At 61.3% G+C, this 21,024-nt stretch carries 17 protein-coding genes and 1 pseudogene; 7 read left to right on the top strand and 11 right to left on the bottom strand.

The window, feature by feature from the left end; genetic code table 11:
- Window positions 1-36 precede the first annotated feature (36 nt).
- On the bottom strand, window positions 37-666 hold the full coding sequence (locus ACI2KS_RS02360; protein ID WP_404616808.1) for an energy transducer TonB: 630 nt from the start codon (window positions 664-666) through the stop codon (window positions 37-39).
- A gap of 98 nt (window positions 667-764) precedes the next feature.
- Here ACI2KS_RS02360 and ACI2KS_RS02355 point away from each other — a divergent pair, with 98 nt between their 5' ends.
- Window positions 765-1,547, top strand: a complete 783-nt coding sequence (locus tag ACI2KS_RS02355; protein WP_404616807.1) for a class I SAM-dependent methyltransferase — start codon at window positions 765-767, stop codon at window positions 1,545-1,547.
- A 105-nt stretch (window positions 1,548-1,652) separates the two neighbouring features.
- Here ACI2KS_RS02355 and ACI2KS_RS02350 read toward each other — a convergent pair whose 3' ends face one another.
- Window positions 1,653-2,285, bottom strand: coding sequence for a TetR/AcrR family transcriptional regulator (locus tag ACI2KS_RS02350; RefSeq protein WP_404616805.1), 633 nt, complete (start codon window positions 2,283-2,285; stop codon window positions 1,653-1,655).
- Window positions 2,286-2,392: 107 nt separating this feature from the next.
- Here ACI2KS_RS02350 and ACI2KS_RS02345 point away from each other — a divergent pair, with 107 nt between their 5' ends.
- From ACI2KS_RS02345 to ACI2KS_RS02335, 3 genes are all read left to right on the top strand, one after another.
- On the top strand, window positions 2,393-3,493 hold the full coding sequence (locus ACI2KS_RS02345) for an efflux RND transporter periplasmic adaptor subunit (protein ID WP_404616803.1): 1,101 nt from the start codon (window positions 2,393-2,395) through the stop codon (window positions 3,491-3,493).
- Window positions 3,494-3,499: 6 nt separating this feature from the next.
- Window positions 3,500-6,574, top strand: coding sequence for an efflux RND transporter permease subunit (locus ACI2KS_RS02340; RefSeq protein WP_404616801.1), 3,075 nt, complete (start codon window positions 3,500-3,502; stop codon window positions 6,572-6,574).
- A gap of 369 nt (window positions 6,575-6,943) precedes the next feature.
- Window positions 6,944-7,510, top strand: coding sequence for a DUF4337 domain-containing protein (locus ACI2KS_RS02335; RefSeq protein WP_404616799.1), 567 nt, complete (start codon window positions 6,944-6,946; stop codon window positions 7,508-7,510).
- A gap of 69 nt (window positions 7,511-7,579) precedes the next feature.
- Here ACI2KS_RS02335 and ACI2KS_RS02330 read toward each other — a convergent pair whose 3' ends face one another.
- The 3 genes from ACI2KS_RS02330 to plsB all read right to left on the bottom strand — a co-directional run bounded on the left by ACI2KS_RS02330 (window position 7,580) and on the right by plsB (window position 11,341).
- On the bottom strand, window positions 7,580-8,269 hold the full coding sequence (locus ACI2KS_RS02330; RefSeq protein WP_404616797.1) for a DUF4197 domain-containing protein: 690 nt from the start codon (window positions 8,267-8,269) through the stop codon (window positions 7,580-7,582).
- A 37-nt stretch (window positions 8,270-8,306) separates the two neighbouring features.
- Entirely contained in the window at window positions 8,307-8,708 is a 402-nt protein-coding gene (locus ACI2KS_RS02325) for a YbaY family lipoprotein (RefSeq protein WP_404616796.1), read from the bottom strand.
- Between the two features lie 140 nt (window positions 8,709-8,848).
- Complete coding sequence (gene plsB / locus ACI2KS_RS02320; protein ID WP_404616794.1) at window positions 8,849-11,341, bottom strand: glycerol-3-phosphate 1-O-acyltransferase PlsB; 2,493 nt, start codon at window positions 11,339-11,341, stop codon at window positions 8,849-8,851.
- A 500-nt stretch (window positions 11,342-11,841) separates the two neighbouring features.
- Between plsB and ACI2KS_RS02315 the strand changes: the two genes are divergently transcribed.
- On the top strand, window positions 11,842-12,144 hold the full coding sequence (locus ACI2KS_RS02315; RefSeq protein WP_404617277.1) for a hypothetical protein: 303 nt from the start codon (window positions 11,842-11,844) through the stop codon (window positions 12,142-12,144).
- A 36-nt stretch (window positions 12,145-12,180) separates the two neighbouring features.
- Window positions 12,181-12,971: pseudogene (locus ACI2KS_RS02310) on the top strand (TSUP family transporter).
- Window positions 12,972-13,113: 142 nt separating this feature from the next.
- On the opposite strand, the gene ACI2KS_RS02305 reads toward ACI2KS_RS02310, so the two are convergent.
- From ACI2KS_RS02305 to ACI2KS_RS02290, 4 genes are all read right to left on the bottom strand, one after another.
- Window positions 13,114-13,491: a hypothetical protein gene (locus tag ACI2KS_RS02305; RefSeq protein ID WP_404616792.1), complete on the bottom strand. Its 378-nt coding sequence runs from the start codon at window positions 13,489-13,491 to the stop codon at window positions 13,114-13,116.
- Between the two features lie 68 nt (window positions 13,492-13,559).
- Complete coding sequence (locus tag ACI2KS_RS02300) at window positions 13,560-14,369, bottom strand: putative RNA methyltransferase (protein WP_404616790.1); 810 nt, start codon at window positions 14,367-14,369, stop codon at window positions 13,560-13,562.
- Window positions 14,369-15,520, bottom strand: coding sequence for a succinyl-diaminopimelate desuccinylase (dapE, locus tag ACI2KS_RS02295; protein WP_404616788.1), 1,152 nt, complete (start codon window positions 15,518-15,520; stop codon window positions 14,369-14,371). The genes ACI2KS_RS02300 and dapE overlap by 1 nt, the downstream gene beginning before the upstream one ends.
- Before the next feature lie 98 nt (window positions 15,521-15,618).
- Entirely contained in the window at window positions 15,619-18,207 is a 2,589-nt protein-coding gene (locus ACI2KS_RS02290) for a glycosyltransferase family 2 protein (RefSeq protein WP_404616786.1), read from the bottom strand.
- Window positions 18,208-18,550: 343 nt separating this feature from the next.
- Here ACI2KS_RS02290 and tcdA point away from each other — a divergent pair, with 343 nt between their 5' ends.
- Window positions 18,551-19,375 (top strand): tRNA cyclic N6-threonylcarbamoyladenosine(37) synthase TcdA, encoded by an 825-nt coding sequence (tcdA, locus tag ACI2KS_RS02285; RefSeq protein WP_404616784.1) that lies wholly within the window; start codon window positions 18,551-18,553, stop codon window positions 19,373-19,375.
- 40 nt (window positions 19,376-19,415) lie between these two features.
- Here tcdA and ACI2KS_RS02280 read toward each other — a convergent pair whose 3' ends face one another.
- On the bottom strand, window positions 19,416-19,820 hold the full coding sequence (locus ACI2KS_RS02280) for a SufE family protein (RefSeq protein WP_404616782.1): 405 nt from the start codon (window positions 19,818-19,820) through the stop codon (window positions 19,416-19,418).
- Window positions 19,817-21,022: an aminotransferase class V-fold PLP-dependent enzyme gene (locus ACI2KS_RS02275; protein WP_404616781.1), complete on the bottom strand. Its 1,206-nt coding sequence runs from the start codon at window positions 21,020-21,022 to the stop codon at window positions 19,817-19,819. Before ACI2KS_RS02275 ends, ACI2KS_RS02280 begins: the two co-directional genes overlap by 4 nt.
- Window positions 21,023-21,024: the final 2 nt, after the last annotated feature.

Genomic DNA, 21,024 nt, shown 5'->3' with positions numbered 1-21,024 from the left:
AATGTTCGCCGTGGAACCTGGGTAAAGTCTCAGGCGTCAGGCCGCGATGCGCAGGTTCTGCAGGACAATCGGCCGTGCCCAGCCGTTGTCGAACTCCAGGCTGCGCTGTTGTTCAGTCATTTCTTCGCTGCTGTAAGGCGTGGCAGGTTTGTCGGCCAGGTCCCATTCGAACTCGGCGATTGGCAGGAACAGTGGCCGCGGCTGTGGGCCAGGGCCGGGGTTGATGTTGTCGTCGTAAGGGTTGAGCACGGTCGGACGGACCCAGCTGCTGTCGAATTCAAGGTGACGCTGCTGCGCGATCAATTCGCTGGCACTGAAGGGTACGGCGGGTTTGTCAGCCAGATCCCATTCAAACTCGGCAATCGGCAGGAACAACGGCTCCGGCGGGGCGATTTCCTTGTCCTCGACCGGGCATTCGCGCTGCTGGACAATCTTGCTCAGGGTGGTCGCGCCGGCGACCGGTTCGCCGGTCATGCTGTCCGTCGCGGCGACCGTGCTGTATTCAGGCGTGCTGCCAGCGTTGTCGTCGACCTGTTGAGCCATCGCACGGGCAAACGCGTCCTGCCAGAGCTGCGTGACGCCGCTCAGGGTTTCGGTATTGCGTACGCTGTAGTCGCCAGCGTACGTCAAGTGACCTATCGAGGATGTTTGCTGAATGTCTGACATAAGCGCTCAGTACATGCCGTGGGTCTGGCAAAATGCCGGATACTTTCGTTATCGGCAGATTTTGCCAATCATTAAGAAAAATCGAGTACGTGTGAGCAATGAGTGAGCAACAGGCGGGCAACCGCATTCGGGTCGAAACCCTGATCCCCGAGGGGCAGGACAGCGCCGCGCAGTGGGCCGTGCGGTTGGGCTTGCCGCTGGACGACAGCCAAGCCGACTTCGCCCTGCAGGTGAGTGGCGATGGGCTGCAATTGCAGCAACTGGGCGAGGATGCGCCGGGGCCGGTGCGGGTGGATTTCGTTGAAGGCAAAGCTGCCCATCGGCGTCTGTTCGGCGGTGGCAGCGGGCAGATGATCGCCAAGGCCGTGGGTATCCAGCCAGGGGTACGGCCGCGGGTCCTGGATGCAACCGCCGGCTTGGGCAAGGACGCCTTCGTGCTGGCCAGCCTTGGCTGTGAGATGAGCCTGATCGAACGCCAACCGATTATTGCGGCGTTGCTCGAAGATGGCCTGGCGCGCGGCATCAAGGATCTGGATGTGGGCGCAATCGTCGCCCAGATGCGCCTGCTGACCGGAAATTCGATCGACCTGATGCGCAGTTGGGAAGGTGAGCCGCCGCAGGTGATTTATCTGGACCCGATGTTCCCCCATCGTGAAAAGACTGCGCTGGTCAAGAAAGAGATGCGCCTGTTCCGACCCTTGGTGGGCGATGACATGGATGCGCCGGCCCTGCTCGAAGCCGCGCTGGCGCTGGCAACCCACCGGGTGGTGGTCAAGCGCCCGCGCAAGGCGCCGTGCATCGAAGGCGCCAAGCCCAGCTATGCGCTGGACGGTAAATCCAGTCGCTATGACATTTACCCGAAGAAGGCATTGAAGGGGTAGCGCTCAAGCCGCACATTGCCTTTGTCGCAATACGGCTTGCCGGCGGCAGTGGTTGCACATACGCCACCGCCGGCAAGCCGTGCTGCTTCAGGGGGAGCGTTCATCTCACTTGCGATACGCCTTCAAAAACAACGCCACCACTTCCTGTACATGCTGCTCACCGGTCGCCTCATCCGGCAAACCCGCATTGCCGATCAGCAGACGGAAGTTGCACACGCCCTTGATCAGGCTCAGAAAGTGCCCGGCTGCGCTGGCAGGCGAGTCGAAGTGCAGACCCTCGGTATCGTTCACCCGCGTCAGAAACCGCTCCATTTCGTGCAGGATACGTTGCGGCCCCGCTTCGAAAAAAACCTCGGAAAGCTTCGAGTCCTGGGTCCCCAGGGCAATCATCAGTCGGTGCAGTTCAATCGATTCAGGGCTGTTGATCAGGGTGTGAAAGCCTCTGGCAATACCCAGCAACACTTTTTCTACGGAGTCGCTGTTGGCCACCACCACGAAGAGCTCCGGCAACTGCTCTTCGCAACGGGCCACGACGGCAGCGGAAAACAGCGTCTCCTTGTCGTTGAAATGGCTGTAGACCGTGAGTTTGGAAACCCCGGCTTCAGCGGCGACCGCGTCCATGCTGGTGCTTGCGTAACCGTTGCGCACGAACAGATTCTTCGCCGCTTCGAGGATGGCCTGGCGCTTGGCCAGATCCTTGGGACGGCCAGGTCCGGTGGAGGATGTCGGGTCGGTCATGGGTTCTTCAGGCATATCGATATATTAGTGGACTGTTCAGTTCGGTAATTCTTAATATACTCGCCAGTACAATTATTCCAAGCTCCCTCTTGCCAAGGTGCCACACCATGTTTCGCGATGCCTTGTTCCTTATCGTGCCGATCGGCCTTGTCTCGATGCTGGCTGGCTGCGGTCAGGAAGTGTCCGCCCCGACCGCCGTGCGTCCGGCCATGGTAGTGCAACCGCTGCCATCCTCCCAATCGATGGACAGCTATCCGGGTGAGGTCCGTGCCCGCTTTGAGCCCGATCTTGCGTTTCGTATTCCTGGCAAGGTCCGCAAGCGGCTGGTCGAGGAGGGCGAGCGGGTCAAGGCCAATCAGCCGCTGGCCGAACTCGATGCCCAGGACGTGCGCCTGCAACTGGACGCCACCCGCGCGCAAGTCGCGGCGGCCGACGCCAATCTGCAAATGGTCCGCTCCGAGCGGGACCGCTACAAGACCCTGATGGATCGGCAGATGGTCAGCAAATCCCAGTATGACAACGCCGAGAATCTCTACCGTGCCGGTGATGCTCGCCTGCGCCAGCTCAAGGCTGAGTTCACGGTTGCCGACAATCAGACCGGCTATGCAGTGCTTCGTGCGCCTCAGGATGGCGTGGTTGCCAAACGCCTGGTGGAAGTCGGCCAGGTAGTCGCTGCCGGGCAGACCGTGTTCACCCTTGCAGCCGATGGCGAGCGGGAAGTCTCGATCAGTCTGCCGGAGCAGAATTATGGCCGCTTCAAGATCGGCGATCCGGTCTCCGTAGAACTCTGGACCCAACGTGAGCAACGCTTTGCGGGCCGTATTCGCGAACTGTCCCCGGCCGCCGATCCACGCTCGCGGACCTTCGCTGCGCGCATCGCCTTCGCTGGCGGCAAGGTGCCTGCCGAGCTGGGCCAGAGTGCTCGCGTATTCATCGAGTCCGAACACAGCGTGCCGTTGTCGGTGCCGCTGTCTGCGCTGACTGCCGAAAACGGCGCCACCTACGTCTGGCGACTGCAAAGTGACAACACGCTCAAGCGCACACCTGTTCAAGTGGGCGCCTACGGCCAGGAGTCGGTGCCGGTGCTCAGCGGGCTGCAGCCCAGTGACTGGGTGGTGGCCGCAGGTGTTCATGTGCTGCACGAGGGCGAGCAGGTGCGTCCGGTCGACCGCAGCAATCGTGCAGTGAAACTGGCCGCCAAGGAGTAAGCACGGATGCGATTCAACCTTTCCGAATGGGCCCTGCGCAATCGGCAGATGGTCCTGTACCTGATGATTCTGCTGGCTGTGGTTGGGGCGCTGTCCTACACCAAGTTGGGACAGAGCGAAGACCCGCCCTTTACCTTCAAAGCCATGGTGATCCGCACGCTCTGGCCCGGTGCCAGCGCCGAAGAGGTGGCGCGTCAGGTCACCGACCGCGTTGAAAAAAAGCTGATGGAGACCGGCGACTACGAGCGAATCGTCTCGTTTTCCCGCCCCGGTGAGTCGCAGGTCACCTTCGTGGCCCGTGATTCGCTGGTGTCGGCCAGGTTACCCGAGCTGTGGTACCAGATTCGCAAGAAGATCGGCGACATTCGCCAGACCTTGCCGACAGGCGTGCAAGGGCCCTTTTTCAACGACGAGTTCGGAACCACTTTCGGCAATATCTACGCATTGACCGGCGAGGGGTTCGATTACGCCGTGCTCAAGGACTATGCCGACCGCATCCAGATCCAGCTGCAACGGGTCAAGGACGTCGGCAAGGTCGAGCTGCTGGGCCTGCAGGAGGAGAAGATCTGGATCGAGCTGTCCAACGTCAAACTCGCCACCCTCGGCCTGCCGCTACAGGCTGTGCAACAGGCGCTGGAAGCCCAGAACGCGGTGGTTGCGGCGAGCTTTTTCGAGACCCCCAGCGAGCGTATCCAGCTGCGCGTGACCGGGCGTTTTCAGACCGTCGAGCAGATTCGCGATTTCCCCATTCGGGTCGGCGACCGCACGTTGCGCATCAGCGATCTGGCTGACGTACGCCGTGGCTTCAACGACCCGCCTGCGCCGCGCATGCGCTTCATGGGCCAGGACGCGATCGGCCTGGCGGTGGCGATGAAAGACGGCGGCGATATTCTGGTACTGGGCCGTGCGCTGGAAGGTGAGTTTGCTCGCCTGCAGAACAACCTGCCCGCTGGCATGCAGCTGCGCAAGGTCTCCGATCAACCGGCCGCGGTGAAAACCGGAGTAGGGGAATTCGTTCAGGTGCTCGCCGAGGCGCTGGGCATCGTCCTGCTGGTGAGCTTCTTCTCGCTGGGTGCGCGCACCGGCATGGTCGTGGCGCTGACGATCCCCGTGGTGTTGGCGATGACCTTTGCCTGCATGTATTACCTGGGCATCGGGCTGCACAAGATTTCCCTCGGCGCGCTGGTGCTGGCGCTGGGCCTGCTGGTGGACGATGCGATCATTGCCGTGGAAATGATGGCGATCAAGATGGAACAGGGTTACGACCGCTTCAAGGCCGCAAGCTTTGCCTGGACCAGTACCGCGTTTCCGATGCTCACCGGCACGCTGATCACCGCCGCCGGTTTCCTGCCTATTGCCACCGCGCAGTCGAGTACCGGCGAATACACCCGTTCAATCTTCCAGGTGGTGACCATCGCCTTGCTGGCCTCCTGGGTCGCGGCGGTGGTGTTCGTACCGTATCTGGGCGAGCGACTGTTGCCAGATCTGGCGAAAATCCATGCCGCCAGACACGGATCCGGCGCCAATGCCCCTGATCCTTACGGCACGCCGTTCTACAAGCGTGTGCGGGCGCTGGTCGGCTGGTGCGTGCGTCGGCGCAAGACGGTGATCGTGCTGACGGTCAGTCTGTTCGTGCTGTCGATTGGCATGTTCCGCTTCGTGCCTCAGCAGTTCTTCCCGGCCTCGGGCAGGCTGGAGCTGATGGTCGATCTCAAGCTCGCCGAAGGTGCCTCGCTGAGCAATACCACCGAGCAGGTCGCGCGGCTGGAGGCGATGATCAAGGACCACGCGGGCGTCGATAACTACGTCGCCTATGTCGGCACCGGCTCGCCGCGCTTTTACCTGCCGCTGGACCAGCAACTGCCTGCCGCCAGCTTCGCGCAGTTTGTGGTACTGGCCAAAACCATCGAGGACCGTGAGGCCCTGCGCATCTGGTTGATTCAGACCCTGGATGAGCAATTTCCGATGTTGCGGCCTCGTGTCACGCGTCTGGAGAACGGCCCGCCTGTAGGCTATCCCGTGCAGTTCAGGGTGACCGGCGAGCACATCGATCAGGTACGTGCGCTGGCGCGCAAGGTCGCCGCCAAGGTTCGGGAAAACCCGCATGTGGTCAACGTGCACCTGGATTGGGAGGAGCCCAGCAAGGTGGTCTATTTGAACGTCGATCAGGACCGGGCCCGGGCGCTGGGCGTGACCACTGCTGATCTGTCGCGTTTCCTGCAGAGCCAGCTGACCGGCTCCAGCGTCAGTCAGTACCGCGAGGATGACGAGCTGATCGAGATCCTCCTGCGCGGCACCGAACAGGAGCGACACGAACTGGGCGCGCTGTCGAGTCTGTCGATCCCGACGGCCAACGGCAGCAGCGTCGCTCTGTCTCAGGTCGCCACCCTGGAATACGGGTTTGAAGAAGGCGTGATCTGGCACCGCAACCGGCTGCCCAACGTGACCGTGCGCGCCGACATCTACGGCAAGGAACAGCCGGCAACCCTGGTCAACCAGATCCTGCCGACGCTGGAAGATGTGCGTGCGCAGCTTCCGGACGGTTACCTGCTTGAAGTCGGCGGTACGGTCGAAGATGCGACCCGCGGGCAGAATTCGGTGAACGCTGGCGTACCGTTGTTCATCGTCGTGGTGCTGACGTTGCTGATGATTCAGCTGCGCAGTTTCTCACGCACCTTCATGGTGTTTCTCACAGCACCGTTGGGTCTGATCGGGGTGACGCTGTTCCTGCTGTTGTTCGGCCAGCCATTCGGTTTCGTGGCGATGCTGGGCACCATCGCGCTGTCGGGGATGATCATGCGCAACTCAGTGATTCTGGTCGATCAGATCGAGCAAGACATCGCCGCCGGGCTGGACCGCTGGCAGGCGATCATCGAAGCCACGGTACGGCGCTTCCGGCCCATCGTGTTGACCGCGCTGGCGGCGGTGCTGGCGATGATTCCGCTGTCACGCAGCGTGTTCTTCGGGCCGATGGCCGTGGCGATCATGGGCGGCCTGATCGTCGCCACGGCCCTGACGCTGCTGTTCCTGCCTGCGCTGTACGCGGCGTGGTTCAGGGTGAAGAAGGGCGAGGCGCTGTAGCAACGCGCCCGCAGTCAATCAAGGTAACGGGGTTGGCCATCCTGCCTCTGCCCGGAGGGCGTGGGAGGTTGGCTTGCCAGCGACCTGGCGCGCAGCACCCGCAGGTCCCGAGATTGTGGTGTACCTGACAAAATGCACGGTCAGACGTTGCTGCCGGTCCCCGGTAGATCGCGAGCAAGCTTGCTCCCACGGCCTGCGGCCAGAGTCAAAAGCGATGGGTCGCATGTCAGTAGGCTGGTGCCTTTCTGCAGCCTGAACGGAATCACTGTGCCGCTTCTCACCCTGCGGGATATCTCCTATAGTCCCGCCGGCCAGCTCCGGCTGCTCAAGCACCATCCGAGTCAACGTCGTCCCAGGCGATAGAAGTCCATGTCCGAATCCTTCGAAGTCCCAAGCCCCCACGAACATCATGTCGAACACGCGCACACCACCGGCGATCGTTTTGCCGGAAAGATCGCGGTGATGACGGCCATCATGGCCACCGTCGGTGCCCTGCTCAGCTACCAGGCAGGGTCTACCGAAAGCGAGGCGGCCATGGACAAGAACAACGCGGCCATCAAGAAGACCGAGGCGTCCAACCAGTGGAACTACTATCAGGCCAAGTCCAGCCGCGAAAACCTGGCTGATCTGGCCAGCCATATTCCGGGTCTGGACGCCGCGCACTACACCGCCCAAGTGCAACGCTACAAGGCCGACAAAGAGGCCGCACGCAGCAAGGCCGAAGCGCTTGAGGCTCAGGCACAGGAGTGGGACGAAAAGTCAGAACACGTGCTGCATTCCCACCACCGCTGGGCGCAGGCGATGATGGCAATCCAGATGGCTATTTCCATGGCTGCCATCACGCTGCTGACCCGCAAGGAGTGGTTGCAGAAAGTGTCCTACGGCGCGGGCGGGTTGAGTGTGGTGCTGGGTGTGATGGCCTGGCTGCAGCTCTGATCGAAGCCGAAAAAAAGCCCCGAACGCTTGCAGGCGTCGGGGCTTTTTGTTTTGGCTGAAGCCGTGCGGTTACAGCGCGCCGAAGACCTTTTTCGCCAGACTGGTGGCAGCACCCGCCGGGTTGGCGCGGATGCTTTCTTCTTGCTTGGCGATCATTTCGAACAGACCGTCGAGGGCTTTTTCGGTCACGTAGCCTTCGATGTTCGAGTCCTTGGCATCGACAACACCCAGGCTTGCCGCTTGACCTGCGAAAGCATTGTACTTCTGCGCCAGCCCGACTTTGTCAGTGGCTTGCTTGACGATCGGCAGGAACTTGGCGCGAATCTGCTCGCGGCTGGACTTGTTCAGGTACTCGGTGGCCGAATCCTTGCCGCCGCTGAGGATGCCCTTGGCATCGGTCACGCTCATCTTCTTCACCGCATCGACCAGCAATGCCTGGGCCTGAGGCACGGCAGCCTCGGCGGCCTGGTTCATGCTGGTTTCCAGCTGGTCGACCTGGGTCCCCATACCGAACTGCTTCATCTTGCTCGCGACCTTGCCGAGCTTGCCCGGCAGCTCGATGCGCACATCCTTGTTGTTGCTGAAGCCGCCGGGCACGCCCAGTTGCTTGACGGCAATCTGCGCGCCCTGGGTCAGCGCGTCCTTGAGGCCGCCCGTCGCGTCCGATTGCGACAGATCACCCAGCGACAGCGCGAAGGCACTGGCCGACAGCAGCAGGCCGGCGCACAGGCCAGTGAACGTGAGGGAGCGAAGCAGCATGGATTGCGTCCTTTTCAGTAGTAGGGGGAAGCGGGGGTCACTGTTGCGCCGGGTTCAGGCGGATCTTCACAGGCGGTTTTTCTTCCAGCGTCAGGTCCACAGTGTAGCGCTCGGTGCTGATCAACAGCAGCTTGCCATCGACCTCGATCCGCGCGCTGACGGCATAGGTGTGACCGGGCTGGACTTGCTTTTGATCGTACGTCAGGTGAAACGGCAGCGGCACCTGGCCTTTGATCGGGCCATTCTGGCTGGAGAGGGTTTTCGCCGGTGCGTCGGCCAGTGACACGTCCTGCAGCGTGACTTTCAAGGTCGCGGTCGGCGGCAGGGCCATGCGTTGCAGGTAGAACACTTCACCATCGACGGTGCCGGGCATGTTATCCGGTGCATGGGCGCAGGCAGCCAGCACGGTGGCCATCAGGGTCAGCAGAAGGTGTTTCATCGGGTGGGATCTCCTTGTTAGGTGGTATTGATGCCCGCAGATGCCTGTAGGAGTGAGCTTGCTCGCGATCCCGTGTATCAGCCCACATCGCGGTGTCGGACACAACGCATCGCGAGCAAGCTCACTCCTACAAAGTAGCGTCAGACGCTCGGGCCTGTTTCTAGGACCTCTTCATTGCGATGCAGTGCCACCTGGCGGATCGATAAACGAATCTCGGCCGGCAGCACACGCTTGGCCGCCCCTTCGGCCAGCTCACCCAACAGCTCGTGGTAACCCAGCTTGCCGCTCTCGTCCTTGCGCAGCACGTCCTGATCGAGCAGGGTCTGGATGAAGTGGCGAAACAGGCTTTTGTCGAAGAACTCCGGGGCATTGAGGCCATGCAGAATCGACAGGCGCTGGGCCATGATCGTGCACAGGTCTTCCAGTTCTTCGGCGGTCAGGGTGTGCTGGCCGCTGTTGAGCAGCAGCGAGATGGCCATGTAGAAACGTTGCAGGGTCTGGGCGATGGCCCGCGACAGCAGCGTCAGCAACACGAAATGCCGCGAACTCGGCGCCGGGCGCAAGTACACGTCGTTCTCGAAACGCAGCAGACCCTGCTCGACGAACGCCGCCAGCCATTGATCGACGACCCCATCGAGCTGCTCCAGCTGCCAGCGAATGAACAGTTCCGATTGCAGGTACGGATACAGGGCTCGGGCGTAGCGCAGGATCTGTTCGCGGCTCATGCGCGACGAACTCTGGAAGAAACTCGCCAGCAGCGACGGCAGCGCGAAGATGTGCAGTACGTTGTTGCGGTAGTAGGTCATCAGGACGGCGTTCTGCTCGTCCAGATAGAGGATCTTGCCCAGCGCGTCCTTCTGCTCGGACAACAGCGCCATGCCCTTGACGTGTTCGATCAGCGCGCGGCCATCGCCATCCGGCAGGGTGGTGTGCGGCGAATAGGGCACGCTGCGCAGCAGGGTCAGGTACAGGTCGAGCACCCGGGCCAGGGCCTGATCATCCAGCGCATGCTTGTTGGTCGACAGCAGCGCCAGGGCTACCAGGTTCACCGGGTTGATCGCCGCGGCTTCGTTCAGGTGCCGGGCCACGCGCTCGCCCAGACGATGGGTGGTGCCGTTGAGCCAAGCCGGCTTGAACACTGGCCCCAGTTCCTGCTGGCGCCAGTCGGGCTGCTCGTGGTCGAGAAATTCCGCGAGCCTGATCGGTTCGCCGAAGTTCACCGAGACCTGGCCGAAACGCTGCTTGAGGGCGCCGATGACCTTGAAAATGTCGAAGATCGATTCTTTTTTCTTCGCCGCGCCACGTAGCTCGCCAAGGTAGGTACGGCCTTCGAGCACGCGCTCATAGCCGATGTACACGGGCACGAAGACGATAGGGGTGCGCGAGTTGCGCAGGAAGCTGCGCAGGGTAATGGCGAGCATGCCGGTCTTGGGCTGGAGCATGCGCCCGGTGCGTGAACGTCCGCCTTCGACGAAGTACTCCACCGGGAAACCCTTTGTGAACAGCGTGTGCAGGTATTCGTTGAATACCGCGGTGTACAGCGGATTGCCCTTGAAGGTGCGGCGCATGAAGAACGCGCCGCCACGGCGCAGCAGACTGCCGATCACCGGCATATTGAGGTTGATGCCGGCGGCGATGTGCGGCGGCGTCAGGCCGTTGCGAAACAGCAGGTAGGACAGCAGCAGGTAGTCGATATGGCTTCGATGGCAGGGCACATAAATGATCTCGTTGCCTTGGGCGACGTTTTGCACGCCTTCCAGATGGCTGACCTTGATGCCGTCGTAGATCTTGTTCCAGAACCAGCTCAGCACCACTTCCAGGAAACGGATCGCCGTGTAGGTGTAGTCCGAGGCGATTTCGTTGCCGTAGTGCAAGGCCTTTTCCCGGGCCTTGGCCTCGGGGATTTTCTCCCGCGCGGCCTCATCGAGGATGGCTTGCTTGACCATCGGATCAGCGACCAGACCCTTGACCAGGTTGCGTCGGTGCGACAGGTCCGGGCCGATGGTGGCGGTCTTGAGGTTGCGAAAATGCACCCGCAGCAGGCGCTGGGCCATGCGCACGGTGCGTTCGTAGCCTTTGTTCTCATCGATCAGCTCGCGCAGATGGATCGGCGCGGAGAACTGCACGCGAGTCTTGCGACCCAGAATCAGGAGGGTGACCAGGCGTCGCAGGCGTCCGGTGACGGCCCAACTGTCAGCGAACAACAGTTTCCAGGGGCTGTCCTCCTTGTCCGGCGACTGCCCCCAGAACACACTCACCGGAATGATCTGTGCGTCTTCGGCGGCGTTCTGGGCGACCGAGCCCACCAGTCGTTCCAGCGTAGGTGGCGCGCCGCGCTTGTCCTGACGGCCCAGCCAGTCAGGCTCGGGGGTCAGGTAGAAGAACGCCGCAGGTTCGGTCAGGTCACCGACCGCCACCGGCAGGACCGGGCGCGGCAGACCGGCCTTGCGGCATTCAGTATCGAGGACCGCCAGGTCGCTTATGGAGGGGTTTTGCAGCGCATAGAACACCGGACGGCTGCGGTCCAGATTGAGCGTGAACGAGGATTGATTGATGGTCTCCGAGCGTACCCACAGATACAGCAAGCGACGCACGGTGCCGAACACAAGACGGCGAAACGGGGAGCGGGTCATACGAATTCTGCGCAAAGGGGCAACGCCCACGAGGCGGCCAGTTTGCCGCATATGGCGGGGATGGGCAAAGTGAAGCCAACGCAGAATCGCCGCATCCTGGGCGAGGGCGGGCGATTCGTCTCGAACCAACGAGCAGCCATATTGATTGGGGCTTGAGGATACCGCTCTACGTGAGTTCGCGGCGCCAGGAAAGTGGTGCTGCCTGGGCGCAACGGCCCATCTCTCACCAGCGGTCCTACAATATAAATAAATATAAAGACCAAAAATGTAGTGATGTTGGGATGTTTTTTTTGGCTGTCATTATCAACTAAATGTGTGTGTATGGTTGAAGGATTACAAATCCTACGCTATCAGTAGATATTTCCTATCTTGGGCTTTCAAGCTTCGGGCTCTAACTTGGATATTCGGTTGTTGGTGATTGTCCCTCGCATTGACCGATCAAGGTTTTTCTACATAATAAATCTCGATAAAAAATCAAAAAGGGGAAAGGGAGATGCGGTATGGATACTCATTTGTTTGATAATAATAAGTCTGATGAAATCTCAGAGGTTTGGTTGACGGCATACCAGTCTTTGCAACTTGAGGTGTATGCCCAGAGGCTGGCAGCCGGAGGCGGGCCTCAAGCACAGGGAAGTCAGGCAATGGCGAGAAAATATGCAACCAACCTGCTGGGACTGTTGAGCCCCCAGCAGTGCCGGGAGTTGATACGCGATAACCGCCGGCTTCTGGTCCGTTTGTTTGGCTACTCGCAATTTGCTCAACCCGTGGTACTGAATGAAGATCCGCTTCTCGTTAGAGGCTAGCTTTAAAAACACATCTTCAAGAAGTTGGGAGTATTCATGGAAGTTGAAATATCCGTCTTGTTAGGGCTGACTGCCGTGGCGTTTGTTGCCGGGTTTCTGGATGCTATCGCCGGAGGAGGGGGATTGATAACCTTGCCGGCGTTATTGATAGCAGGCGTTAATCCGGTTGCGGCGATCGCTACCAACAAACTTCAAGCGGCTTCGGCCACTGTTTCGGCAACTGTCGCTTTTGCCCTGAATGGAAAGATTGAATGGCGTTCGGGTTTACCGATGGCGGCCATGTCATTTGTTGGCGGTGCTGGTGGCGCCCTCTCGCTGGGTTACCTGCCAAAAGAGGCGCTGGAAACCATAGTTCCTGCGCTGTTGATACTGGTAGCGTTGTACTTCACGTTTGCCCCTGACCTGGAGAATCAAGACACAGAGGCCAGGATTCCGGTCATTGCTTTCTGTTTGTTGGCGGCACCGCTCATTGGTTTTTATGATGGAGTCTTTGGGCTGGGGTGGGTTCTTTCTTCATGGTCGCGTTCGTCGTGCTCATGGGGCAGGGGGTTCTTAGAGCCATGGCCAACAGCAAACTGCTGAATGCATCTTGCAATCTTGGCGCATTGACGGTGTTTTCGACGCAGGGAACGATCATTCTTCCGCTCGCGATGGCGATGGCCGTTGCTGCCTTTGCAGGGGCGCAACTGGGCACGCGTTGCGCTGTGCGATTCGGCTCGCAGTTAATCAAACCATTGCTGGTGATCATCTGCTGTTTCATGGCGATCAAACTCATACTTACGCCTGGAAACGCTTTTGGAGAGTACCTGCGCTGGGTGGTTGATTGACTCCCCGCTTCCAAGACTTCAAGACAATGGAAGGACGCCCTACCAGCGACGGTGACCGTCTGGTAGTTACATCGCGAACCAGCTCTCCCCAAAAGGCGATGTTACTCCCTGTAGGGTGAGCTTGTTCAAGATCGGCGGTGTCTTACGCCGTACGCCAGGTGATTTCTTCCTCGCCATCGGCGCTGATGCGGATCCAGCGATCGGCGTCTTCCTCGCTTTCTTCTTCAACCCAGGTGCCCGGCGCGCAGCGGACTTCGACGTTCAGCGCGGTGAAGGCTGCGCGGGCGCAGGCGATGTCGTCTTCCCAGGGCGTCTGGTCGCTGTCCAGGCACAGGCTGTTCCACTTGCCCACGGCCTTGGGAATCCAGGTGACCGGGATGCTGCCGGCGGTGCATTTCCAGGTCTGGCCTTTCTGCACCCATTCGCTGCACGGGCCAACGGCTGCTGTCAGCCAGGTGGTGATCGCCTTGTGGTCGACGTCAGCGTCTTTGAGGTAAATCTCGATGTCGGGTTGGCGCATGGATGCCTCGTCAGTGTTCTGGAAAATCCATTCGCGGATTCATTCGGTGTACGTATTTGCGCAAGCGCTCACTGCAGAACGAAGTAATCGTAGCGCATGGAGACTGTGACCTCGAACGGCTCGACCTGATCGATGACACTGGCGCGGCGTTCGGCACTGGCGCGCCAGCCGTGGGGGGTCATGGCCAGCAGGTTGGCGCGGGCCTGGCCGTCTGCCAGCGTGAGCTTGAAGCGCAGGGTTTCACTGTGTTGCAGGCTCATGCCTTCCGGGACCAGCGCCAGATGCTTGTCATCGGCATAATCGCGGACTTCGTCGTACAGGCGCTGACGCAATTCCATCAGGTGCTCGCTGGTCGGTCCTACGCGCATCAGGCCACCGCCGGGTGTCAGCAGGCGCTTGGCTTCGTCCCAGTCCAGGGGGCTGAATACGCTGGCAATGAACTGGATGCTGGCGTCCGGCAGCGGCACGCGGGCCATGCTGGCGATCAACCAGGTCAACCGTGGGTCACGCTTGCAGGCACGCTTGACCGCTTCCCGGGAGATATCCAGGGCATAAGCATCGGCGGCAGGCAGCTCCTGGGCGATTTGCGCGGTGTAGTAACCCTCGCCACAGCCGATGTCCAGCCAGTGGGCCGGTGCACGTTCGGCGGCCAGCTCAGCCAGGCGCTTTGCCACCGGGGCGTAATGGCCGGCATTGAGGAAACCGCGGCGCGCTTGCACCATCGCCTGATTGTCGCCAGGGTCACGGCTGTTCTTGTGCTGCACCGGCAGCAGGTTCAGGTAGCCCTGACGGGCGCGGTCGAAGCGGTGGCCGACCGGGCACACCACGCCGTTGTCCGCTGCGTCGAGCGGGGCTGAGCAGATCGGGCAGGTGAGCATCAGGCGAGCAACTTGACCAGAGTCTGGTAGTAGATCTCGGTCAGTACCTCGAGATCACTGGCCAGAATGCGCTCGTTCACCTGATGGATCGTGGCGTTGACCGGACCGACTTCAACCACCTGGGTGCCCAGGGTTGCGATGAAACGACCGTCCGAGGTGCCGCCGCTGGTCGAGGCCTGGGTCTGACGGCCGGTGACGCTTTTGATACTGGCCGACACCGCATCGAGCAAGGCGCCCGGTTCAGTCAGGAACGGCAGGCCGGACAGCGCCCACTCCACGTGCCAGTCAAGCCCGTGCCGGTCGAGAATGTCAGCCACGCGCTTCTTGAGGCCTTCAACCGTGGATTCGGTGGAGAAGCGGAAGTTGAACACCGCCACCAGGTCGCCCGGAATCACATTGGTCGCACCCGTGCCGGAATTCAGATTGGAGATCTGGAAGCTGGTTGGCGGAAAGAAAGCGTTGCCTTCATCCCAATGCTCGGCGGCCAGTTCGGCCAGTGCGGGCGCCGTCAGATGGATAGGGTTCTTCGCCAGATGCGGATACGCGACGTGACCCTGTTTTCCCTTGACCGTCAGCGTCGCGCCGAGCGAGCCACGACGGCCGTTCTTGACCACGTCCCCCACCAGCGTGGTGCTCGATGGCTCGCCGACGATGCACCAGTCCAGACGCTCCTGGCGTGCGGCCAGACGTTCGACCACCGCTTTGGTGCCGTGGTGCGCAGGGCCTTCTTCGTCGCTGGTGATCAGGTACGCAACTTTGCCTTTGTGATCCGGATAGTCGGCGACGAAGCGTTCGCTGGCGATGATCATCGACGCCAGGCTGCCCTTCATGTCAGCCGCGCCACGCCCGCAGAGCATGCCGTCTTCGTCGATCAGTGCGTCGAACGGATCGTTCTGCCAGGCCTTCACGGGCCCGGTGGGGACTACGTCGGTGTGACCGGCAAAGCACAGCACCGGACCTTCCTGAGTGCCGTGGGTCGCCCAGAAATTGTCCACGTCCTCGATGCGCATCGGCTCCAGCATGAAACCGGCGTCGCCCAGGCGTTTCATCATCACGGCCTGGCAATCGGCGTCGAGCGGCGTGACCGATGGGCGACGGATCAGGTCGCAGGCGAGTTGCAAGGTGGGCGAGAGGTCGGCTGGGGCTGTCATGAAAGGTCCGTGAAGGAAGCTACAAGGCTAAAAAAGGGGGACATTCTAATGCAAAACGGCGACCCGAAGGCCGCCGTTTGGTCCAGCGCACAATTGTTTCAGGCCGTGGCGGGCTCCGTTGCCGCCTTGGGTTTGGGCAGCGACGACAGAAAGGCCATGATCAGCGCGGCCAGATACGGCAGCGACTGGACCAGCAGCATGGTCACCCAGAAACGCATGTCATTGCTCGGCAGCCCCTGCACCAGGCAGATGCCCAGCGCCGCGCCCCACAGCAACAGCATGATGAACAGCTCCTCGCGGGCTTCGGAAATCGCCACCAGCAAGCCATGGCTGTCGGCGTTTTTCGGGGTGCGAAAGAACGGGATGCTGGTGGTGAAGAAGCCATACAGCACCGCTTTGGCGATGGTGTGCGACAGCGCAAGCCCGGCCAGCGCCGCGTAGAACGCATCCTTGAGGTTCACGCCAACGGCGCGGCGGTAGAGGAAGATGATCTTGCCGACCTTGAAGAAAAACAGCGCCAGCGGCGGGATCGCGAAGATCAGCAGCGGCGGGTCGACGCGATTCGGCACGATGATCATCGCCGACGACCAGAGCAAGGCACCGACCGTGAAGAAGATGTTCATGCCGTCTGCCACCCATGGCAGCCAGCCGGCGAGGAAGTGGTAACGCTGGCCGCGAGTCAGCTCGGTGTCCTTGCCGCGCAACAGGCTCGCGGCGTGCCGCTTGATGATCTGAATCGCGCCATAGGCCCAACGGAAACGCTGTTTCTTGAAGTCGATGAAGGTATCGGGCATCAGGCCCTTGCCGTAGCTGTTGTGCGCATAGGCCGCTGAATAGCCCTTCTCGAACACGCGCAGGCCCAGTTCGGCGTCTTCACAGATGCACCAGTCGGCCCAGCCCAACTCTTCGAGCACCGATCGGCGGGTCATGGTCATGGTGCCGTGCTGGATGATCGCGTCACGGTCGTTGCGGGTGACCATGCCGATGTAGAAGAAGCCCTTGTACTCTGAATAGCAGAGCTTCTTGAACGCGCTTTCGTGCTGGTCGCGATAGTCCTGCGGCGATTGCACCACGGCGATTTTCGGATCGGCGAAATGCGGGACCATGTGCTTGAGCCAGTTGCGGTCCACGCAGTAGTCCGAGTCGATGACCGCGATGACTTCAGCATCCGGCGCGGTATGCGGGATCAGGTAGTTCAGGGCGCCGCCCTTGAAACCGGCCAGCGGTGCGACGTGGAAGAACTTGAAGCGCGCGCCGAGCATCTCGCAGTGCGCCTTGACCGGTTCCCACACCGCAGGGTCCTTGGTGTTGTTGTCGATCAGCAGCACTTCGAAGTCGGGGTAATCCAGCGCGGCCAGGGCGTTGAGGGTCTGCTTGACCATCTCCGGCGGCTCGTTGTAGCAGGGCACGTGTATCGAGACTTTTGGTCTGTAGGCCGAGTCCGTTTCGACGGGCAGGAATTCACGACGTCGTTTGTGGGTCCAGACCGCCTCGGCCAGTTCGTGCGCCTCGGTCAACAGTACGATGAATACCCCGAAGGCGCCGAGTGCCAGTAAAAAGCCCACGAGCAGGCTGAACCAGGTGCTGTATTGCTGACTGTAGTCGTAGCCGATCCAGACCAGCACCGAGCCACACAGGAATGCGATGAAGGTCAGGAAGGTGCGACCGCGCTGGCGCAGGGCCGAGCCATCGATCAGCAGCAACGCCAGGGACAGCATCGCCAGCACGGCAGAGCCAATGGCCAGCACCCGCCATTGGGGAATCGCCACCACCGGCCCTTCGAAGTTGAATTTCTGCTGCCGAGCGGCGTTGTACACACCCCAGTAGGCACCGACCGAACCTTCGTCACTGGCCTTCCACGGCTGATCGAACGCTTCGATCACGAAGTAGTTGAAACCCTGGCGGTTGAGCTTGTTGACCAGGGTGCGCAGGTAGATCGCCTGATCCGCCTGGGTCGCGTCGGCACCGCCGCGCATGTGGCCGTTGCTCGGCCAGCCCACTTCCGACAGCAGCAGCGGTTTTTTCGGGAACATGTGCTTGAGCTCGCGGGCTCTGTCGAAAACGAACTGCCCGGCCTTGTCCACCGGGATGTGTTCCCAGTACGGCAGGATGTGCGCAGCGATCAGGTCGACATGCTTGCCCAGTTCCGGGTATTTCTCCCAGATGTGCCACTGTTCGGAGGTGGTCACCGGCACCTTCACCGCTGCCCGCACGCGGTCGAGGATGGCGATCAGATCCTTGGGCTTGATCTCCTCGCGGTACAGCGCCTCGTTGCCCACCACCACACGAACCACACTGCGAGTGGTGTTCGCCAGTTCGATAGCGGTGTTGATTTCCCGTTCATTGCGCTCAAGGTCCGGGCTGATCCAGATCCCGAGGGTCACGCGCAGGCCGAACTCTTCGGCCAGCCTGGGGATGTCCTTGAGCGTGCCATCCACCGAATAGATGCGGATGTTGTCCGTCTGCTTGCTCATCAGCTCCAGGTCCTGACGCATTTCATCGTCGGACGGATACGCGTCTTTCTGTGGGTTCTGGCCCAGACGGAAGGGAGAATACGAGAAACCGGAGATTTGTTCGGGCCAGTTGGGGGTGGTCACGGGACGGTTGATCAACGCCCAGAAACCGGTGAACAGCGCGGCGATCGCCACGACGACAACCAGGTTGAGTCCAAATTTACGCGATGGCATAGGTACTTCAGGTTCCAAGAGGGGAACAGGGGGAAAGCTGACAGACGTCAGCCAGCACGACCTTTGGCAACCGACAAAGATTGAAGTTCTATTCCTCTGAAAATGTAGTCCGTTTCTCCGATTCGCCTGGGGCATGCGCGCGCTCACTGTAGGACCGGCATGCAGGCGATCGCGGTGTGCCAGATAACCATCAGCCGCCTGACCCAGCGCCTTCGCCAGCCAGCCGGCTCCCACAGTACTTTGCGGGTAGCCTGTGAAATTTCAGACCAAACACCCTCAACCAACTGCTGTCCCAAACTCAAGCACGGCCTATAATGCGCGCCGGTTTTTTGGGGTATTGGTCATGAGCACAGAAGATCCGCGGTTTGCCGGTGTCGCCCGCCTGTACGGCATTGAAGGCCTGGAGCGGCTGCGCGCCGCCCACGTGGCGGTGGTCGGTATTGGCGGCGTAGGCTCCTGGGCAGCTGAAGCCATGGCCCGCTGCGGCGTGGGCGAGATTTCGCTGTTCGACCTGGACGATGTCTGCGTCAGCAACAGCAATCGCCAGCTGCACGCGTTGACCAGCACTGTCGGTCGGGCCAAGGTCGACGTCATGGCTGACCGGCTGCGTGAAATCAACCCCGACTGCGTGGTGCATGCGGTGGCCGATTTCGTCACTCGCGAAACCATGGCCGAGTACATCACCCCCGATATTGATTGCGTGCTCGACTGCATCGACAGCGTCAACGCCAAGGCAGCCCTGATCGCCTGGTGCAAGCGGCGCAAGATCCAGATCATTACCACCGGCGGTGCTGGCGGTCAGATCGACCCCACGCTGATCCAGGTCTGCGATCTCAACCGCACCTATAACGATCCGCTGGCTTCAAAAGTGCGATCAACGCTGCGCCGCGATTACGGGTTTTCCCGCACCGTCACTCGCCACTACAGCGTGCCGTGCGTGTTCTCCACCGAGCAGCTGCGTTACCCCAAGCCGGATGGCAGCATCTGCCTGCAGAAAAGCTTCGTCGGCGACGGGGTGAAACTCGACTGCGCCGGTGGTTTCGGCGCGGTGATGATGGTGACGGCTACCTTCGGCATGGTCGCGGCCACCAAGGCGGTGGACAAGATTGTGGCGGGAGTGCGGCGGCCGGCGGATCGGGCCAAGGCCAAGGATGCGATTCAGTCCTGAACGCCCTTCGGGCAGAAGCGTTTCCCGCCAGACGGCCTGATCAGCCCGCCAATTGACGCATCTTCTGCAGCACCGCATTCAGACCGTTGCTGCGTGACGGCGACAGCTGGCGGCTCAGGCCCAGCTGGTTGAACCAGCCGGGCAGATCGACCTGCTGTAAATCCTCGGCCGACAGCCCGTTGACCCGGGCCAGCAGTACCGCCACCAGCCCGCGAATCAAGCGTGCATCGCTTGCGGCACGAAACTGCCAGTGGCCGTCGAGCACCTCGCCCAGCAACCAGACCTTGCTTTCACAGCCATCGACCAAGTGTTCATCGGTCTTTTCTTCGTCATCCACCGCTGGCAAACGCTCGCCCCACTGCATCAGCAGACGCGCCCGTTGTTCCCAGCCCAACGAGGCATGGAAGGTGTCCAGCGCAGTCAGCGCATCGGCTGGCAGGTTCATCGCAACACTTCCAGCGCCTGATCCAGCGCGTTGAAAAAACGCTCCAGATCCTCTGCATCGTTGTACATACCCAGCGATACCCGCACCGCGCCCGACAGGCCCAGGGTGCTGATCAGCGGGATTGCGCAATGATGGCCGGCGCGCACCGCGATGCCTTGCTCGGTCAGCAGATGCGCCAGATCGGCGTTATGCACCCCCTCGACGACGAAGCTGGCCAGGGCAACCTGTGGCTCGCCCAACAGTTGCACCCCCTCGCGAAGCATCAGCCCGGCGCGCAACAGCTCATGCAGGCCAGCTTCGTGTTCGGCGGCAGCGGCCTGATTGACGTCGTTCAGGTAGTCCAGGGTAGCGCCCAGGCCAATCACCCCGGCGACCGGCGGCGTGCCAGCTTCGAAACCCAGCGGCGCCGGGCGAAAGCTTGCCTGGTGATAATCGGTCTGCAGGACCATCTCGCCGCCGAACTGCCAATGTTGCAGTTGCGCCAGCGCCTGATGGCGGCCAAACAGCACGCCGACACCGTCAGGGCCATACAGCTTGTGACTGGAAAAAACATAGAAGTCACAGCCCAGTGCCTGGACGTCGTGCCGACCGTGAACCACGCCCTGCGCACCGTCGACCACTGTCAATGCGCCTTGGACCCTGGCCAGTGCTACCAGCTGGGCGATGGGTTGCCAGGTGCCGAGCACGTTAGACAACTGGCTGACAGCCAGCAGGCGAGTGCGCGAGGTGATCAGGCTGGCCGCTGCATCGAGGTCAATCACGCCCTCGGCCGTCAGCGGCAGCACCACCAGTTTCAGCTCACGCCGTTTGGCCAGCTGCTGCCACGGCAAGAGGTTGGCATGGTGCTCCAGGGCGCTGATGACCACTTCATCACCGGCTCGGAACAGGTGCTCCAGTCCATAGGCCAGCAGGTTGAAGGCAGAGGTGGCGCCATGGGTGAAGACGATTTGCCCGGATGAGCCGGTGTTCAGCCATTCGCCGGCCTTGTGGCGAGTGTCCTCGAAGGCCTGGGTGGCCATGGCGCCGGGAAGGTGTTGCGCGCGATGGACATTGGCGGCGCCATTGGCGTAGTAGTGCGCCAGCGCGTCGATCAGGGCTTGAGGCTTTTGTGCGGTGGCGGCGCTGTCCAGATAGGTCTGGCCTTGGCGCTGCAGGGCGTCGAGGGCTGGAAAGTCAGCGCGCCAGGGAGAAATAAGGGGCATGA

The organism is Pseudomonas sp. NPDC087358, from assembly GCF_044900785.1.
GTDB lineage: Bacteria > Pseudomonadota > Gammaproteobacteria > Pseudomonadales > Pseudomonadaceae > Aquipseudomonas.
Note: the sequence above shows the minus strand (reverse complement) of the source record. Positions and strands in the feature narration are given on the sequence as shown.

What these genes read in the sequence shown, in the direction of transcription:
- ACI2KS_RS02360 (WP_404616808.1), bottom strand. Translation starts at nt 666, where the DNA reads ATGTCAGACATTCAGCAAACATCCTCGATAGGTCACTTGACGTACGCT.
- ACI2KS_RS02355 (WP_404616807.1), top strand. Translation starts at nt 765, where the DNA reads ATGAGTGAGCAACAGGCGGGCAACCGCATTCGGGTCGAAACCCTGATC.
- ACI2KS_RS02350 (WP_404616805.1), bottom strand. Translation starts at nt 2,285, where the DNA reads ATGACCGACCCGACATCCTCCACCGGACCTGGCCGTCCCAAGGATCTG.
- ACI2KS_RS02345 (WP_404616803.1), top strand. Translation starts at nt 2,393, where the DNA reads ATGTTTCGCGATGCCTTGTTCCTTATCGTGCCGATCGGCCTTGTCTCG.
- ACI2KS_RS02340 (WP_404616801.1), top strand. Translation starts at nt 3,500, where the DNA reads ATGCGATTCAACCTTTCCGAATGGGCCCTGCGCAATCGGCAGATGGTC.
- ACI2KS_RS02335 (WP_404616799.1), top strand. Translation starts at nt 6,944, where the DNA reads ATGTCCGAATCCTTCGAAGTCCCAAGCCCCCACGAACATCATGTCGAA.
- ACI2KS_RS02330 (WP_404616797.1), bottom strand. Translation starts at nt 8,269, where the DNA reads ATGCTGCTTCGCTCCCTCACGTTCACTGGCCTGTGCGCCGGCCTGCTG.
- ACI2KS_RS02325 (WP_404616796.1), bottom strand. Translation starts at nt 8,708, where the DNA reads ATGAAACACCTTCTGCTGACCCTGATGGCCACCGTGCTGGCTGCCTGC.
- plsB (WP_404616794.1), bottom strand. Translation starts at nt 11,341, where the DNA reads ATGACCCGCTCCCCGTTTCGCCGTCTTGTGTTCGGCACCGTGCGTCGC.
- ACI2KS_RS02315 (WP_404617277.1), top strand. Translation starts at nt 11,842, where the DNA reads ATGGATACTCATTTGTTTGATAATAATAAGTCTGATGAAATCTCAGAG.
- ACI2KS_RS02305 (WP_404616792.1), bottom strand. Translation starts at nt 13,491, where the DNA reads ATGCGCCAACCCGACATCGAGATTTACCTCAAAGACGCTGACGTCGAC.
- ACI2KS_RS02300 (WP_404616790.1), bottom strand. Translation starts at nt 14,369, where the DNA reads ATGCTCACCTGCCCGATCTGCTCAGCCCCGCTCGACGCAGCGGACAAC.
- dapE (WP_404616788.1), bottom strand. Translation starts at nt 15,520, where the DNA reads ATGACAGCCCCAGCCGACCTCTCGCCCACCTTGCAACTCGCCTGCGAC.
- ACI2KS_RS02290 (WP_404616786.1), bottom strand. Translation starts at nt 18,207, where the DNA reads ATGCCATCGCGTAAATTTGGACTCAACCTGGTTGTCGTCGTGGCGATC.
- tcdA (WP_404616784.1), top strand. Translation starts at nt 18,551, where the DNA reads ATGAGCACAGAAGATCCGCGGTTTGCCGGTGTCGCCCGCCTGTACGGC.
- ACI2KS_RS02280 (WP_404616782.1), bottom strand. Translation starts at nt 19,820, where the DNA reads ATGAACCTGCCAGCCGATGCGCTGACTGCGCTGGACACCTTCCATGCC.
- ACI2KS_RS02275 (WP_404616781.1), bottom strand. Translation starts at nt 21,022, where the DNA reads ATGCCCCTTATTTCTCCCTGGCGCGCTGACTTTCCAGCCCTCGACGCC.